Annotated in this window: 18 protein-coding genes; 7 read left to right on the forward strand and 11 right to left on the reverse strand. The window is 46.3% G+C overall.

The genetic code is table 11. The annotated features are described in order from the left end of the window. Positions 1 to 215 precede the first annotated feature (215 nt). Positions 216 to 626, forward strand: coding sequence for a nucleoside diphosphate kinase regulator (gene rnk, locus OK023_RS15380; RefSeq protein ID WP_317693553.1), 411 nt, complete (start codon positions 216 to 218; stop codon positions 624 to 626). A 270-nt stretch (positions 627 to 896) separates the two neighbouring features. On the opposite strand, the gene cybC is transcribed toward rnk, so the two are convergent. Continuing rightward, positions 897 to 1,283 carry a cytochrome b562 gene (gene cybC / locus OK023_RS15385; protein WP_317693554.1) on the reverse strand — a complete coding sequence of 129 codons (387 nt, stop codon included), beginning with the start codon at positions 1,281 to 1,283 and terminating at the stop codon, positions 897 to 899. A 195-nt stretch (positions 1,284 to 1,478) separates the two neighbouring features. Then, a complete protein-coding gene (gene pmbA, locus OK023_RS15390; RefSeq protein WP_317693555.1) occupies positions 1,479 to 2,819 on the reverse strand; it encodes a metalloprotease PmbA in 1,341 nt (446 codons plus the stop codon). A gap of 183 nt (positions 2,820 to 3,002) precedes the next feature. Here pmbA and yjgA point away from each other — a divergent pair, with 183 nt between their 5' ends. Beyond that, on the forward strand, positions 3,003 to 3,551 hold the full coding sequence (gene yjgA / locus OK023_RS15395; protein WP_317693556.1) for a ribosome biogenesis factor YjgA: 549 nt from the start codon (positions 3,003 to 3,005) through the stop codon (positions 3,549 to 3,551). Between the two features lie 12 nt (positions 3,552 to 3,563). On the opposite strand, the gene OK023_RS15400 is transcribed toward yjgA, so the two are convergent. The 5 genes from OK023_RS15400 to aaeX all read right to left on the reverse strand — a co-directional run bounded on the left by OK023_RS15400 (position 3,564) and on the right by aaeX (position 7,577). Next, positions 3,564 to 3,872 carry a barstar family protein gene (locus OK023_RS15400; RefSeq protein ID WP_317693557.1) on the reverse strand — a complete coding sequence of 103 codons (309 nt, stop codon included), beginning with the start codon at positions 3,870 to 3,872 and terminating at the stop codon, positions 3,564 to 3,566. A gap of 4 nt (positions 3,873 to 3,876) precedes the next feature. Further along, positions 3,877 to 4,323: a ribonuclease domain-containing protein gene (locus OK023_RS15405; protein WP_317693558.1), complete on the reverse strand. Its 447-nt coding sequence runs from the start codon at positions 4,321 to 4,323 to the stop codon at positions 3,877 to 3,879. 140 nt (positions 4,324 to 4,463) lie between these two features. Then, positions 4,464 to 6,431: a p-hydroxybenzoic acid efflux pump subunit AaeB gene (gene aaeB / locus OK023_RS15410; RefSeq protein WP_317693559.1), complete on the reverse strand. Its 1,968-nt coding sequence runs from the start codon at positions 6,429 to 6,431 to the stop codon at positions 4,464 to 4,466. Then, entirely contained in the window at positions 6,431 to 7,366 is a 936-nt protein-coding gene (gene aaeA / locus OK023_RS15415) for a p-hydroxybenzoic acid efflux pump subunit AaeA (protein WP_317693560.1), read from the reverse strand. Before aaeA ends, aaeB begins: the two co-directional genes overlap by 1 nt. A gap of 7 nt (positions 7,367 to 7,373) precedes the next feature. Further along, positions 7,374 to 7,577: a p-hydroxybenzoic acid efflux pump operon protein AaeX gene (gene aaeX, locus OK023_RS15420; RefSeq protein ID WP_317693561.1), complete on the reverse strand. Its 204-nt coding sequence runs from the start codon at positions 7,575 to 7,577 to the stop codon at positions 7,374 to 7,376. A 700-nt stretch (positions 7,578 to 8,277) separates the two neighbouring features. Here aaeX and aaeR point away from each other — a divergent pair. The 3 genes from aaeR to OK023_RS15435 all read left to right on the forward strand — a co-directional run bounded on the left by aaeR (position 8,278) and on the right by OK023_RS15435 (position 11,102). Further along, entirely contained in the window at positions 8,278 to 9,189 is a 912-nt protein-coding gene (gene aaeR, locus OK023_RS15425; RefSeq protein WP_317693562.1) for an HTH-type transcriptional activator AaeR, read from the forward strand. Positions 9,190 to 9,762: 573 nt separating this feature from the next. Beyond that, positions 9,763 to 10,665, forward strand: coding sequence for an acetamidase/formamidase family protein (locus OK023_RS15430; protein ID WP_317693563.1), 903 nt, complete (start codon positions 9,763 to 9,765; stop codon positions 10,663 to 10,665). A 155-nt stretch (positions 10,666 to 10,820) separates the two neighbouring features. Next, entirely contained in the window at positions 10,821 to 11,102 is a 282-nt protein-coding gene (locus tag OK023_RS15435) for a hypothetical protein (protein WP_317693564.1), read from the forward strand. A gap of 322 nt (positions 11,103 to 11,424) precedes the next feature. Here OK023_RS15435 and OK023_RS15440 read toward each other — a convergent pair whose 3' ends face one another. Beyond that, the gene (locus OK023_RS15440; RefSeq protein ID WP_317693565.1) at positions 11,425 to 12,024 is read right to left on the reverse strand and encodes an ester cyclase; all 600 of its coding nucleotides are present in this window, start codon (positions 12,022 to 12,024) and stop codon (positions 11,425 to 11,427) included. Positions 12,025 to 12,359: 335 nt separating this feature from the next. Next, positions 12,360 to 12,482 carry an IS1-like element transposase gene (locus OK023_RS19230; RefSeq protein WP_411569365.1) on the reverse strand — a complete coding sequence of 41 codons (123 nt, stop codon included), beginning with the start codon at positions 12,480 to 12,482 and terminating at the stop codon, positions 12,360 to 12,362. A 587-nt stretch (positions 12,483 to 13,069) separates the two neighbouring features. On the opposite strand from OK023_RS19230, the gene OK023_RS15445 reads away from it, so the two are divergent. Next, positions 13,070 to 13,486, forward strand: a complete 417-nt coding sequence (locus OK023_RS15445) for an IS110 family transposase (RefSeq protein WP_317693566.1) — start codon at positions 13,070 to 13,072, stop codon at positions 13,484 to 13,486. A gap of 1,083 nt (positions 13,487 to 14,569) precedes the next feature. Here OK023_RS15445 and OK023_RS15450 read toward each other — a convergent pair. Next, on the reverse strand, positions 14,570 to 14,839 hold the full coding sequence (locus OK023_RS15450; RefSeq protein ID WP_317693567.1) for a hypothetical protein: 270 nt from the start codon (positions 14,837 to 14,839) through the stop codon (positions 14,570 to 14,572). A gap of 243 nt (positions 14,840 to 15,082) precedes the next feature. Between OK023_RS15450 and OK023_RS15455 the strand changes: the two genes are divergently transcribed. Next, positions 15,083 to 15,826, forward strand: a complete 744-nt coding sequence (locus OK023_RS15455; protein WP_317693568.1) for a LuxR family transcriptional regulator — start codon at positions 15,083 to 15,085, stop codon at positions 15,824 to 15,826. Here OK023_RS15455 and OK023_RS15460 read toward each other — a convergent pair. Beyond that, entirely contained in the window at positions 15,743 to 16,447 is a 705-nt protein-coding gene (locus tag OK023_RS15460; RefSeq protein ID WP_317693569.1) for an acyl-homoserine-lactone synthase, read from the reverse strand. The genes OK023_RS15455 and OK023_RS15460 overlap by 84 nt on opposite strands. Between the last annotated feature and the right edge of the window lie 215 nt (positions 16,448 to 16,662).

Raw genomic sequence — 16,662 nt, forward strand, 5'->3', positions numbered from 1 at the left:
AATATCACGGCAAACCGTTTCTAGTCCGTACCCCCGTAGAAAAAACTTCGTGACCGAGATCTCTTCCTTTTCCCGCATTAACAGCCTACTATCAATAGGACAAACCAACATTTCCAACACCCCCGCTCCCATTGGCGCGGGGGTGTTGCTTTGTGTTGTTTTCCCGAATTTATAGGCGCAGATAAGGGCGCCCTTTGATTGGACTGGAGAGTGGAATGACCAAACCAACCATTACCATTAATGAGCTGGATGCGGAACGTCTGGATGCGCTACTGGCACAGCCAGCTTTTGCCAATACTGACGTCGCGGCCGCATTGAACGCTGAACTGGATCGCGCAGATATCGTACCACCAGCGCAAATCCCCGCACACGTTGTCACCATGAACAGCCGTGTACGTTTCCGCGATCTGCATACTTCGGAAGAACATGTAAGGACGCTGGTTTACCCGGCTTCGTTGACCGACAGTAATGAACAACTGTCTGTGATGGCTCCCTTAGGCGCTGCGCTATTAGGTATGCACGTAGGTAAACAGATCAATTGGCGTTTACCCAATGGTGAAGAAGCTCGGATTGAAGTACTGGAACTACTGTATCAGCCGGAAGCTGCGGGCGAGTATCACCGCTAAATGATACTGGGCGGCGACTATGCTCCGCCCTTTTATACTCCACCGATGGTATTTAAAGTACAGCGGCGTTGGCTACCTTCACTCACCCCAGGATCTTACTTGAGTAAGCTCCTGGGGGTTAAGAAACCTTCTCCCTCGGGTTCACCTTACCGGCAGCGCAAGCGCTGTTCAAATCTGCTCGGCAGATTTATCGTTCACTTACCGCCTAGCTACCGTTTAAATGAACTTGGCTGTATCGGGATTTTTGATTTGGCGCTACCGCCCCGACGATTAACGGAATTTCTTATGATTGGTATCGCGCGTTTGCTTAAATTCTCGTGCTAGTTTGCGCGCATCCTCCAACTTACCCTGATTAGCCAACTCCATTGACAGATCGATTTGGCCAATCAGCGTGTTAATACCTTTGCGAAATTCCTGCATCTCAGGGCCATCAGGCGCTTTATTTTTCAGCTTCGGTGGCGTACCTTTCATGGAATCAGTAGCAGCATCACGCATATTTTGCAGGCTTTGCTTGAAAGTATCGACCGAGTTAGTTTTCAGCACAGTTTTGTAATTAGCCGAGAGCCTATCCATATCATCAGCTAAATCTGCTGCTATCGCCCATGAACTGGCACCCAGCAGTGTCAGCATGGCGAGTACTTTTAATGTTTTTCTCATGTTTACCTTCCAGTTGTTGTTTTAGTTAACCCACAGTAACCATAGAAATATAATGTAAAACTGAAACGGAGAGTTTCAAAAGCGGATAAAAAAGAAGATATGTTATGCGAAAACGCTTAGGAGACTGTTACTGGTGGCAAAGACGCGGTTAAATATCACCGCCTTGCCTGAGCGGTGATATTTTCAGCAGTGGATTCACTGACCAGCAATTTTCATTTCTGGCAGCAAAACAGAACCACATTGAATATTACTACGCGTTTCAATATCGCTACCGATGCTAACAATATTACGCAACATATCTTTCAGATTGCCGGCGATAGTGATCTCGCTGACTGGGTACTGGATCTCTCCATTTTCCACCCAAAAACCCGCAGCACCGCGCGAATAATCGCCAGTAATACCGCTGACTCCCTGCCCCATCAGCTCAGTTACCACCAGACCCGTTCCCATCTGTTTCAGCATAGCGGCAAAATCATTCCCTTGGCCCGCAATACGCCAGTTGTGGATCCCCCCCGCATGCCCAGTACTGTGCAGCCCCAGTTTACGCGCCGCATAGCTGGTCAATAACCAAGTCTGCAACACACCGTCTTTCACAATGTCGCGACGTTGTGTCCGTACGCCTTCGCTATCAAATGGCGTGGAGGCTAACCCTTTCAACAAGTGCGGGTGTTCTTCAATCGTCAGCCATTCAGGCAGGATCTGTTTGCCTAAAGAGTCCAGCAGGAAGGTGGATCTACGGTAGACACTGCTACCACTGATAGCCCCGACCAAGTGGCCAAACAATCCAGTTGCCACCTCTGATGAGAACAACACAGGTGCCTTCATGGTAGAAAGCTTGCGTGGGGAGAGACGCGCCAGCACGCGACGTGCACATTCTTGACCAACCCACTCAGGACTTGCCAAGTCTTCCATCGCGCGCCCTACGGTGTAAGCGTAATCCCGTTCCATCTCGCCAGCATGCTCAGCGATGACACAGCTTGAGAGCGAATGGCGGCTGGAACAATAACTTTGCAGCATACCGTGGCTGTTACCAAACACCTTGATGCCATAATGGCTATTGAAGCTGCCACCTTCCGTATTGGTAATACGACTGTCCGCCGCCAAAGAAACCTGCTCGGCACGAGCAGCCAACTCAATCGCCCTTTCAGCATCGAGTTCTGTAGGGTGGAACAAATCAAGGTCAGGCGCTTCAAACGCCAGTAAATCTTTTTCTGCTGGGCCAGCATGAGGGTCTGGCGAAGTAAACCGAGCGATATCCAGCGCAGCCTGCACAGTACGAGAGATCGCGTCCGGACTCAAATCGGTAGAAGAGGCACTGCCCTTGCGCTGTTGATAATAAACAGTGATACCTAACGCACCATCACTGTTGAATTCGACGTTCTCCACCTCACCAAAACGGGTACTGACACTGATACCGGTGGTTTTAGTAACGGCAACTTCTGCCCCATCTGAACCAGCTCGCGCCAGTTCTAAAGCCTGCGAAACAGCTTGCTCCAGCGCCTTGCGCTGTTCTGCAACTTGCGTGATTACTTTCATCAATCTGCCATAATTAATCAGAAAATCGTTGAGAAAAGTCCCGTGGCGGCATGGTGTTAAGCGAGAACATAGCCACAGCCCAAGACACAGCCTAATAGATTTTTGAGTCTAACAGGAAGCGCGTGAAATTTCGCATAAAGCCGTCAACCTGTTAGGATTAGCCTCTTTTTAACGGAGCCTACTATGACCAAACAACCCGAAGACTGGCTCGACGATGTCCCGCAGAACGAAGACGAGGACGATGACGAGATTATCTGGGTCAGTAAAAGTGAGATAAAACGTGATGCCGAAGCGTTGAAAGACCTGGGAACCGAACTGGTTGAACTAGGTAAAAACGCACTGGAACGTATTCCGTTGGATGAAGATTTGCGCACCGCTATTGAGCTGGCGCAGAAGATCAAAAAAGAAGGCCGCCGTCGCCAGATACAGTTGATCGGAAAAATGCTACGGGCTCGCGACGTGGAACCGATTCAGACCGCACTCGACAAGCTGAAGAACCGTCACAACCAGCAGGTCTCGCTGTTCCACAAATTGGAAGCGCTACGCGATCGCCTGGTAGAGGAAGGTGATGATGCTATCCCCTCGGTGCTCGACCTCTATCCAGAGGCCGATCGTCAGCAATTAAGGGCTCTGGTACGTAACGCGCAAAAAGAGAAGGCCGCTAACAAGCCACCAAAATCCTTCCGCCAAATCTTTCAGTACCTACGCGATCTGGCAGAGGCACAACAGTGATCGCTAGCCGCATCACAGGGGATCTTCCCTGTGATGCACCACTTTACCGCTTATTTCACGGATCTTGAACCGCAGCTTGCCTTCCAGTTCTTCTTCAGCTTCTTCAAACAACAGAATAAGGGTACCAAAATGCCGTTTGTCACGCGCATTGAGGTTGATAAACTCAATCTCGACAGGCAGGCTGATACCGCCAGTCACCACGTCCCACAACGCGTCCAGATTGGCACCAAACTCCTCACCCAGCTCGAACTGGTCAGCAAAGCGGCGATAGAACATGGTTAAGTCTGGTATCTGATTAAAATCGAACTCTATCTTCGCCATCAACTTACTCCATCCGAATGAAGTTTTTATAATGGTCGCGTGTGACAAAAATCAGACCGTCATCAGAATACAGCAACCGATCAGCACCACGACGGCCGCATTGGTAGTTGATGTCCGCCTCGCGCCATATTCGGTTGTTCGCCATCGGTAAACGCCCTTCACGGTTTGAAAAACGGTCGCCGCCAATCGCCTTACCCGGCAAAACCTGACACAAATTACCGTCTTGCGCGTTCCAACCCCGCTCACGTGCCTTCTTTTTCGTGATGTAGTAGTCGGGTAACCGCTGGTTCTGTCGCAGATAGCTGACGACCCGCTTCTGCTCAGTGAGCTTATCAATACTCTCTGCTGGCGCAGATACCTGGGGAATAATACGTTCATCATTCCCATACAGCATGCTGAAACCGGCCACAATAGCAGCAATCAACATCGCGACAAGCGTACGTCTGTTCATACCATCCCTGACTCTATAGCAAAAAATAATAAATCTGAGGTAAATAGGCTGTGTACTTTAATTCCACGCGAGCACCGCTGGTAGTAAAGAGAAACCGCCTAGCCTCAATGTCGAGCATCATCCCCGGTAGAAGTACAATATCAGGCAATCAGCGCATGACGATAGAGATGCAGCATTTCCGCCAAACGCTTTACCGGTTCTGTGACGCTGCGCGGTGCGCTGTTCTCTACCAGTTTCTGCTGGTATTCGTTCATCTCTTTCAGCAAACGGTCGAAATAGTAGGCTCGCTTCACATCGTTCCTCGCCGAGACCACATGATCGGCCGTGCCTCTAATTTTCTTGTGAAAAACTGACAGCTCCTCTCTCTCCGGGATCTCTGCCATTTGCATCCGCTGATGAGCAATGATCAAATTGAGCGCCAACCGATATTTGGCGATATCATTTGGGAACATCATCAATAGCTGATTCAAACGCTGGTATAACGCAGGCAGATGATTTTCGCGGCGGCGGGCGGCTTTGGTAGTCAACGCCGATACGGCACTGCTGACCAATTGATTCATCAACGTGCGTCCCGTGCGTTCGCGCGAAGTATCACGGATCAGGAACAAGACGATCATAGCGACAAAACTACCGATAATTTGACCAAGAGCGCTGTCGAGAAAAGAAGTAACGTGGAAACTCATCGGGTTGCTCAACACAATGATATTGAGGGTACTCACCAGCGTGCCAAATGAACCCAGACGCCGTTTCTGCACTTCGATACCGACAATGAATGCAAAAATGCCCAAACTCAGACACAACAAGAAGATACTTTGCTGGGTCGCTGGCAGGATAAACATGTAGAACAGTGCTCCTAAAGGAAGCGCCACCAGCACACTTAACTGGAAGTCGAGCGCCATCCTTTTCGGATTCGGTGTGCGCATCGCCAGTGCAGTAACAACGGCGATCATGATCATAAAGCCACTGCCCGAGGTCCAACCCGTCCACAGCCAGAACAAACAACCAACGGATGTCGCAACCCAGGCGCGTAACCCATTAATCATCGCATGGTGGCCCTCAGCCGATGGCTGCCTCACCACCACCTCTCCGGCAAGTATCTCGTTTTCAACCCCATTGATACTACTGTTGGTATGTATCCCTTTTGCCAACAGCAGGTAACGCGTTGCTGAGCCGATCCAACTGGTGACCGTAGGCAACGTTTCCTCGGTGGGATTGATAGCCAGCAACTGACGCACCTGTTTCAGGTGCTTACGGATCTCCGCAGGGGTCTCCGCCGGAACCATCAGCAACTCGCGGATATTCTCCTTCACCGCATCAGGGTGATTGAGCAAAATCAGGTAAGTTTCACAAGCCTGGGTAATCAGTGAAAGAGAGAGCGTATGCAATGCCAGCATACGGCTGCTAACTCGCTGCCAACGTGAAGATTCAAGCATCAGATTGCTGCGCATACCATTCAGCGCAGTGGTGCTTTTCACTAAATCTCCCCAGGTGCGATCAATATCATCTTTTTCCGCGTTGCTGATACACTTCTGCATCAGTTTGTATTGCTTGACCAACAATTCATCCACTATGCGATCGATATCTTGCTTGATTGAACGGGGAGAAAACAGCAGGTCAGCCAATACCGCACTGGCAATACCGAGCACAATCTCACTACAGCGTTCTATGGCAAATTGCGGTGCCGCAAGCAACGTGTTGGGAGACGATGCCGACGTCACAATGATAATCAGCGCCGTATAGCCCGCTAAACCCCAAGCGTAAGAGTTTTCGATCTTTACCAACGAGGAAATCCAGGTACAGACCCCCAACCAGATACAACAGAGCATCAGCATCACTACCGGTGTTCGTGCACACATAACAATAACCAGTAAACCGACAAAACAGCCTACAAACGTACCGAGAATACGCAGCCAAGCACGATAACGGATAGCACCTGAAAACGGTTCGCCTCCGGCAGCAAAAGCGGGGCCGGCAACCACAATAGCCGCGGTCACTACTGACCAACGCGGGGTTTCCAGGTGAAGGTGAAAACCGACAAACAGTGCGAAAACAATCGCAAAACTAAGCTTGAAGGCGAACCTCAGGCGGATAAAGGTTGGGTTTTTCATTAACCGAACTCACGTAACCGATGCATTAGTTTGCTAAACGGTGAACCGCTGGCGGCATTGCGATCATTATTACCGGTGATAACCACGGTCGCCGTGGTGCCCGCTGGGTAGGGGTGTTGCTGGTCCAGCTCGTCCAGAATGATTTTTACTGGCACACGCTGCGCCAAACGCACCCATTCCAGATTGCTGTCGATGGATGCCAACCCCTTATTATTAACGGAGCTACTGTTGTTATTCACCGCTGCGGCCAGGCTGTCGACGGTACCGTACATGATGCGGTTGCTACCCAGGGGGGTGATCTCCACTCGGTCACCCTTCTTCACCCCACTAAGTTTGGTTTCTTCCATATAGGCGGTGATATAGAAGGTGTTTTTCTTCACCAATGCCACCACAGTGGAACCCCGGTTGATAAATTCCCCCGCATGAACATTCAGGTTGGTCACCCAGCCATCCGCAGGTGCGCGAACCGTGGTGCGTTCTAGATCAAGTTTGGCTAAATCACGGACAGCAATCGCTTTCGCTAACTGTTGCTCTACGGTTTGCAGCACGTTACTGGACTGGTCGATCTCCTCCTGAGACATTGCTTTTATCCCAAGATGTACACGGCGTCCCGCCTCACGCTGTTTCTCTGCTACTAATGCCTGGTAATAGGAGACATCCGCGTTAGCCTCCGCTAATGCCTGCTGATAGCGTGTAGGGTCGATCACAAACAAGATCTGTCCCTTTTTCACCAGTTGGTTGTCCGTGACCGGTACATCTTGCAGCAGGCCGCTGACGTCCGAGGCGATCGCTACAATATCGGCGCTAAATTTGGCATCACGAGTCCACGGCGACTCGGTATAAAACACCCAAGCCTTGAATACAGCCATAGCCGCCAGCAAGACCAGGATCAACGTGATCGCAATTCGGATTATTTTCAATGAAAAAGTTTTCACGGTGACCTCAGACAAAAAGAGATGAAACCAGATAAAACAAACAGCAATACAGCGCGGTATTGAACAACGCCGGATGCCAGACAAAATCGTAAATACCGGTGGGTTGCAGCAGGCGGCGTATAATAAAAAACAGTGCCAGCGACACCAATAACTCAAAAAATACCGGTGGGAAAGACATCCCAAAGATGACCATGACCGGAAGCAAACTCATCGTTTTTTCCTTAATTCTTTACTGCACCGGGACAGCGCCCTTTTTATCTCACATTTTGTTTACATTATAACGAACAGAGGGCCAAACGTTATCACACAGCCTAGGTTGCGTTCCTTAAACTGACCAAGGTACCTTCTCCCCCCAAAGTCCGCCTTCAGGGTACATGGCCCAGCGCTAAAGTGATAAGAGTGGGTCGGCGTTCGCTTCCTAACCGCACAAAAAACAGGCTTTTGGAGCACGAGCCGAAAAGCCGGGGCCATTTTAAGCACTTTTCCATGTTTCTCGCCGCTTTTTCGCCCCACTAAACCGCGAAGCTGCACTTTGCCCCGCGCTAAAATAACCGCTCATAACGTTCACATACCGTTTTGGAGGACAGCCTATTATCTGGGTTTCGAACCGGAAAAAGAGGTAAACTCTGAACATACGGTCGTAAAAGGGAATACATAGGTTATCGTTGGGAACGTTAGGTCAACGGCAGTATGCGTGACATCGTTGCCCTTAGCGTTTATCCCTCCCTTTCAAATACAGAGGGATGGCTACCTTACTCTGTCAGTCCGTGGGCACCACCTCTTTCTGGACTACAGCAAACAACGCCGTGACGCGAAAGGCGAAGGATACGCCCGGCAGCATTATATTAGCCTGCTTACTATAAACTCATCTACAATTTGTGATCTAAATCACTTTTAAGCCAGAGTGAATAATGGAAAGACTAAAGAGGATGTCTGTGTTTGCCAAAGTTATCGAAGGTGGTTCATTTACTGCAGCAGCACGCCAACTCAACATGAGCGTTTCTTCCATCAGCCAGACAGTGGCCAAACTGGAAAATGACCTGCAGGTGAAACTCCTTAACCGCAGCACACGTAGCATCGGCCTGACCGAGGCAGGTAAAATCTATTACCAGGGCTGCCGACGCATGTTGCAAGAAGCCACTGAAGTTCATGAGCAACTATACGCACTGAACAACACACCAATCGGTACGCTGCGTATCGGCAGCTCCTCTACCATGGCGCAGAATGTGCTAGCAACAATGGCTGTTGAAATGCTGCAAGAACATCCGGGTCTGACGGTAAATCTCGTGACAGGTGTTCCGGCACCAGACCTGATTGCGGACGGATTGGACCTCGTTATCCGTACTGGCACATTGCAGGATTCTAGCCTGTTTTCCAAACGCCTAGGATCAATGCCGATGGTGGTCTGTGCCGCCAAGCGCTACCTTGCTTTGCACGGTACGCCACAAAAACCCAGCGATATGGCAAATTCTTCCTGGTTGGAATATAGCGTAAGGCCAGACAGTGAGTTTGAGTTGATGACGCCAGAAGGTATCACCACGCATATTTCCCCGCAGGGACGCTTTGTAACTAATGACTCTCAGACTCTGATCCACTTGCTGAAGGCCGGTGCCGGAATTGCCCATACGCCGTTAATGTGGGTGATTGAAGAAATAAAACGAGGAGAAATAGAGATCCTGTTCACGCACTACTACTCTGAACCACGCCCAATCTACGCCCTCTACACCAAAAAGGATAAGCTGCCGCTGAAGGTTCAGGTGTGTATTAACTACCTGATAGAATACTTCAAACGTGTGGCGGAAGTTTATCAAGGTTACCGCTAGTGCCTAAATAGCAGAGCGTAATGGTGCTACAGGTGGGGGTGATCCGTTGAGTGCCTAGATGCGCGATACCAGCCACCAGGGAAGAGTTCACGGCGTGTAGGCGTTCCTTATCATTCCCACCAGCCGGAAGCGTTATGTGTAGGCGGTGTCCCTTAACTGTCCGTGGTGCCGTCGCAGCCCCAAAAGCCCATTATCAAGGCAGAAGGTGAAGGGCTGAGTACGGTCGTCTGTTCAAGCCCGACAACACAGAGAATTGTCTTTGGGGCGTGACATAACGTAAGTGTTTTCTTTCCGTTGATGTTAGTTCTCTGCTCAGCTGTATTATCCTTCATCAACTGGGTAGTTGTGCGGGGAATGAACGAGCAACTGGACGTAAAAACCATACCATAACTAATTTCAAGAATATCCTGCCAGCATAACGCAAACACTTTTCTGACAAGGCTTTCCTTCGCTTGCTTCTACCCCGAAGAGTGTGATTAATTAATTCGACAAGGAGACCTGCACTGGCTCGTCAAATTGCAATCACCCACCAATAACAAGATCTCAGCACAACATTTAATGACAGGAACCGCCATGGAAAGAATTACCCGCACGCATGTGGTTTATGCCATGTCGAGTGATAATGCCCCTGTGGCCAGCGTTGCCAGTGGCAGCGACGTTTGTTTTGAAACCTGCGACTGCTTTGAAGACCAGATCGCCTCTGAACAAGCCGTATTTACTGAGCTGAATTGGAACAAAATCAATCCAGCGACCGGCCCAGTGTACGTGCAGGATGCCATTCCCGGCGACGTGTTACGGGTAGAAATCAAGCGTATTACACCCCGCTGCAATCAGGCAGTTATGGTTACCGCACCAGGTCTTGGTGTAATAGGCGATGAATTACAACAGCCGCAGATCCGTACCGTACCTCTGGAAGATGGCTTCGCATTACTGCCTGGCGGTATTCGTTGGCCATTAAAACCGATGATCGGTGTCATCGGGGTTGCGCCCGCCGGGATAGCGGTCCCCTGCGGTACACCAGATGCCCACGGCGGCAATATGGATTGTAAAATTATCACCGAAGGCAGCACGCTATGGTTACCGGTTAACGTGCCCGGTGCATTGTTTGCTCTTGGCGATCTCCATGCTGCAATGGGCGATGGCGAGGTCTCCGTATGCGGGTTGGAGATCCCTGGCGAAGTGGTAGTAAAACTGACCGTAGTAAAAAACCGAGCACTACCTACCCCAATGATCAGCACCGAAGACACCTTGTACACACTGGCCTCCGCCAAAACACTGGATGAAGCCGCCAAACTGGCCACACGCAATATGGCGCACTTTGTAGCGGATTACAGCCATGTTTCGCTGGCCGATGCCATTAATCTGATGAGCATTACTGGCGATCTGCAAATCTGCCAAGTGGTCGATCCGCTGAAAACCTGCCGCTTCGCGCTACCTCGTAGCGTTGCTGCACAGTTAAACATTCAGTTGGACTAAAGGCCAAAAGAGGGGTCAAGTATTCAATGTGTTGCTCCGCAATAAAAATAGCACCCATGCTCTATGTTCTCTTCAGGTATTCAGGCTGGTTTTAAACACCCTTTTGTATACGCCAGACTATGTAGCAATACACTCATTGAATACATGACCAAAAGATGTCTGTAGAACAATTTGGTTATAAGCAGGAACTGCATCGCACGCTGATGCTGAAAGATCTGGTGATTTACAGCATGACCTTTAATGGTGCCAATCGCCCTCTTTGGCGCATTCGGCTATATGTGGGAAAGTGCCCAAGGCACGGTGGCATCGATAACCTAAGCCGTTTAGTGAATTTCGGTGCGTTGATAGGCTTCCTGATCCTGCATTTGTCGGTAATTAAACGTTATTCGTCAGAAATCCACTGCCTAGGTGCGAAACTTGTTGTTCCGGCTGGTTAGTCTGGCCATGTCGGTTTCATATTGTACGAAATGGATATTGAAGCCAAAACTCCCGGCCTGAGTTGGTTGGCATTAGGCATAGTGTATTATTTTATTCTGCGTGCTGTACTCAAGAGAAAACCACTACTGATTTATAAGGTTAGGTTAATATTGCTCATTCAGCCCCTGAAATCAGGGGCTGAAGTTAGGGTATTTTGATACCACATCCCTAAAATTTTAATGGCATCACTCTGACTTATCTCTAACGAAAATATATTTATCACCCCAAATGGTTTTAAATTTTTGGCTGGTGAATATATATGGCCGTCAATTAAAGCTAAAACTATTTCAACAACCCTAATTGCTTCATAAAAGTATAATCATCATAGAACAACCATTCTTCGTCCATTGTCCCTTTTTCATTCCATCGGGCAATTGTCGCCATTTCTATTTCAAAACGCTTATCGGTCGGTTGAATAATTGTCCCATCAGACAACACCATAGGCTTAGTAAACGTCCCACGCCAAACTCCAGTCACTGCAGTATAATCGCCTTGACCAATACGCACATGGTGAATCGGGTTTTCGGTATCAGGCGCAAATGCGAAGATTTTTTTAGATTTTTCAATATGTTCTTTTAAACCATGGGTAACAGAACCATCAGGGTAATGTACAATGATATCTTCAGCGTGGCTTTTATGCATATCCCCCCACTTCTGATGACTATAAACATTAAAATCCAAATCATCGAAATTTCGCAGGTTTCTTTCTACCTTTTCCCTCTCCTTCTTAAATTCATCTAAATTTTTATTGATTCTTTTATCAGCATTAACATCCGATGTTGCAGAAAAATCATCAGGCTTATTTTCCGCAGAAAACACAGGAAAGTTGATAACTAATGAAGAAATAATCATTAACTTCAGTAAATTATTAGTTTTAATCATGATAACCCCAAATGTATATAAAAAGATACAACACATTGTTTCGTGTTGATTTAAGAATTTTATTCTATTAGTGAGATTGGGTTAACCAAATTAAATCAACAATGTTTTTCATATAAACTGAAAAAGAAAAATGAATTAAATTTGTAAAAAATATGCTTTACAATGTTAAAGCAACAATGATTTTTTATGCGGTTCAGCAGAATACAAAAGGGATGGTTTTACAAAAATTAATTTAATTCATGTAGTTAGCGTCAGATTTTTTATTCAACATGTTGAGTAATCACTGTACCGGTAAGGAGCTTATACTGCACTGCTTCCTCGGCATAGCTACCCAATCATCGTGGGTTATCGCTCTTTGCAGGCTTCACTATGTCGATAGTGATTTTCAACACTCTTGCGGTATCACGAACACCAGAACCGTTGAACGCCAGTTGAACACTCTGTTCGCCCTTTAGCACAACAAGTTCATTAGCTTTATGGTTTCAGTGAGCTAAAACAAACGATAGCAATCACGCCTTACGTAGAGCTAGGCTGTATCCCTCAATTGCACGCGAGCGCCGCTGGCAGTAATTTGCGCACAGAGCAAGGTGTGAGGTTTGGTGGGCCAAATAAGCGGCGAACAACGCAGCAATGTACGCCAATTGCCCCAGCCAGAAGGGGCGCGCCCCAGATGCCCGTTCTCTGTGTTGTCGGGCTTGAACAGGGGGGGTAACCCTGCCCTTCACCCTCCGCCTTGATAACGGGCTTTTAGGGCTGCGACGGCACTACCTGATCTTACCCAGCAATTGAGGAGCACAACCTAAATGGGTGTTCTTAATACCGCAACACATCACGCTTCTGGCAGGTGGCAATGATGAGGTACCGACACGCCGAACCCCCATTACTGGGGGTTCGTATCGCGCATACATCCGTTCAACGGTCAACTAACCTGCATCGCTCACACCTGTAGCACTATTACGCACTAATGAAATGGACATCTCCCCATAATCGGCTTCAATGAGCCATGCTGTCAGTGTGGGCCAACAGCAGAATAAAGAGGTGTCCAATGGAACAAATTATCGGAATCGATCTGGCAAAGCGAGTTTTTCAGGTTCATATCGTTTCTCTACAGGGTGAAAAGAAAGCCAACAAAATGCTCACCCGTGAGAAACTGAAGGCTTTTATCGCCCAACAGCCCTCGTCAAGAATTGTTATGGAGGCCTGTGGCAGCGCAACCTACTGGGCACGGCAGTTCGGTCAATACGGACATGAGGTGAAACAAATCAGCCCCCAGTATGTGGCTCCCTTCAGAATGGGAAGTAAAAACGATAAAAATGATGCCATCGCTATCGTTGAGGCTGACAGTCGTCCTGGCGCAGGAAAAAGCGTTGAGCAGCAGGATATTCAGTGTCTGCATCGGGTTCGTCAGCGACTAATGAAAAATAGAACGGCCCTCATCAATCTGGGCTGTAACGAGCCATAGCGCTAATGAGGTCAGAGAGTACGGATGTTCATCAGGGCTCACGAAGCCGAATATATGTTTGTGACTACCTTGTCAGAAAAAGGTCTGCCCACACTTGCATTGGTGAGGTGTCCGTATAGCTATTTAGACAGCACACCATAGAACCGACAGCGGGGAGGATAAACATTATCGCTGGCGATATAAGTAAGCTTTGAAATATATTATTAATAAATTCAAAAAATTAGATTAAAGAAACCAAATGCATCGTGAAGAATTCACCAAATAAAGTACAGTGCCAAACTGTACTTTAGTCTATCTAGCATTCATTAATAAAAGACTCTATTGTTTAATCACTAGCAAACAATGCTTGGGATGTGAAGACTAACTCTATTTAGGGGTTCGGTTGCCAATTTGGCCAATACCAGGGAAATTTTTACATTGTTGCGAATAGTCAATAATCATCTCACTCGATGATAAACGGGTGAGATGATTATTATTTTTTCGAAAATTAGCCTATCTTCCTGTTTAACGCATAAAACAAAGTTCCCCCTTCTTTTTAACAGCAGATATCCCTTAAGAGCACAAATTGGTATAACAGGCTACACCTTTCACCTTTCACCTTTCACCTTTCACCTTTCACCTTTCACCTTTCACCTTTCACCTTTCACATCAGTATCAACATCAAATTGTAGCTAGAGCATCGATTTTACATAAACAGTGAGGGTCAAGGTGATGAGCACTCCAGAACTTTATAATACAAACAAGGTATCCGCATAAAGGCATGCGCTGGCACTGCTGAGAAGAGCGGCTCAAGGATCGTAACGATAAATTCAATGTTGATGTTTTCTTCGCAAAGATGAGACGGTATCTCTCAATTGGCCATATTCTCCGCATTACTTCGTTGTTCGCCGCTTATTAGGTCCGCCAAACTGTAAGACTCATACCTTGTTCTAAGCATAAATAGTGCTCACACGCAACTAAAGGGTATAGATTGATATTGGTCTGGCGATAGTTCATTCAAGCTGCCGTTAGACGACAATCGACTACGTCCCTGGAAACACCGCTCACTATGTGACTGAGCGCACATAGATCTGCGAAGACAAATCAGTCGAGAACCGATTTAAATGCTGCAAAGCGGTAGTCGGAAGGTAAAATCACAACGACGATGTAATTTCTAGTAGTTTTGAACGCTGCTAGCTGCTGCCCTTCATAACGAGCCCTACGGATGGGATGAGCCGGCTTAGCCAACGCGACTGGAGCTTGAATAGCGGCGGGTATAGAATAGTACAATATCAAACGACTGACCCGCAGAACAATTTGCTTTTCGCATTCAGCAGAGATGCTCGGCAAGAGCATCAGCGGGTAGCTGACCATCAATCATTACCACTCAATCCGCACCACGGCCGATCGGTGTTTTTTGATTAATTATACTGGAGAAAACTCATAGGGATACATCTACGTTCCGCATAACAGCGGTTTAGAGCAACTTGATACTACCTTATATTTACCTGAATTACCTCCGGGGCAATATACATATTTTATGGATGTCTTCATCCTGCCTATATTTTATGCTATACTCCTCCGATCACTATAACTTTTTGTCAAGGAGAACGTTGGGTGTTCAATTCATTTTTTAATAATCAGTTTATTAATGCATCCATAAAAAAATATCTGGAAAAAAACCTAAAAGAATTCAAGAATATAAAATATGCTTACGCGATAATGAATAAAAAAAATCCGAACGATTTTGCAATAATCACTAACAGAACAGAATGGTTTGATTTTTACATTAAAAATAACTTTCAATTTATAGATCCCGTTCTTATCACAGCATCATGCCGCCTGACCCCCTTTTCATGGGATGAAAACATAATGATAAGTTCGGGATTAAAAATGCCAAAGATTTTTGATATAGCCAAAAACTATAGTGTCATTAATGGTTATACCTTTATACTTCATGACCACAACCACAATCTGGTTGTTCTGTCTATGATAATGGACAAAACTTGCGATGATGATATAGAAAAAACAATATTAGAAAAGAAAAATGATCTTCAAATGCTACTGTTAACTACACATGAAAAGATGACAACACTTTATCAGGAAATTGAAGATAGCAATAACTTTGATAAAAAAAGCCAAAAAGAGATACTGTCCAAGCGTGAAAATGAGATAATTTACTGGGCGAGCATGGGGAAATCCTATCAAGAAATTGCCCTCATCTTAGGGATAAAACTCACCACAGTAAAATATCATATTGGCAATACCGTCAAAAAACTAGGTGTCACTAATGCCAAACATGCCATAAGACTTGGCGTCGAGTTGAAACTGATCAGGCCGGTTTTTCCTGACTCTGAATGATAATGGCCAAGCGTTTAATGTACTACCCAATAGGGGAGATTTTTTGTTGATGCGGTTTATCAATATATTCTGGTTATGCTCATCTACAGGCATATGAATCAGATAAATATTCTGACGCTTCTCTGAAAGCCCCTTTTCTACTATAGAAACCTGCCAACCTGAACGTTGAAAGATTATAAGCATCGGATGGCTGACAATTGCGTAGATACCTTCATACCCCAGACATCTTGCATAATTAATCATAGACAAAAAAAGAATCAAACTAACCGGATGCTGTTGTAAATTAAGTGTTTTTATTCTTTCCTTATCAATAAACAGACGACTCGCTTCAATATAGTTACCTTCCGGCAAGTGCAATTGATTAAAATAGGGTTTGAATGTATCTATTATCATATTAGGGTTTTTTGTTTCTATAAACCGCAAGCTGCAAATGATAACACCCTTATAAACACCGAAGATATACGTGGTATTTTCATTATCATAAACATCAAACTCCATATTCCTTTCGCAGTTTACCCTCCAATTAAGACGATCTTTAAAGGTTTTTTTTCTAAGAGAAAATAATTCGGTCGATCTCTCTTTACATAATGAATCATAACCCAAATCAAAGAACTCTATCATTATAATATTCCCATAAAAGGCCTCGTGAAACTTGGCGGCTATTATATCAGAGCAGATATTGCAAGTAAATTCAAAAATATATCAGCTATTTATTTATTTCATTATCTATTTTAAAATAATTTCTCGTGTTTTTTTACATGTAAAGTATAAAATAAAATAATTAAATTTTGAAAGATAATTTCCTCTGCTGCTTAAAAGTAATAAGCATATATACC

The sequence above is a fragment of the Serratia sp. UGAL515B_01 genome (genome assembly GCF_033095805.1).
GTDB lineage: Bacteria > Pseudomonadota > Gammaproteobacteria > Enterobacterales > Enterobacteriaceae > Chania.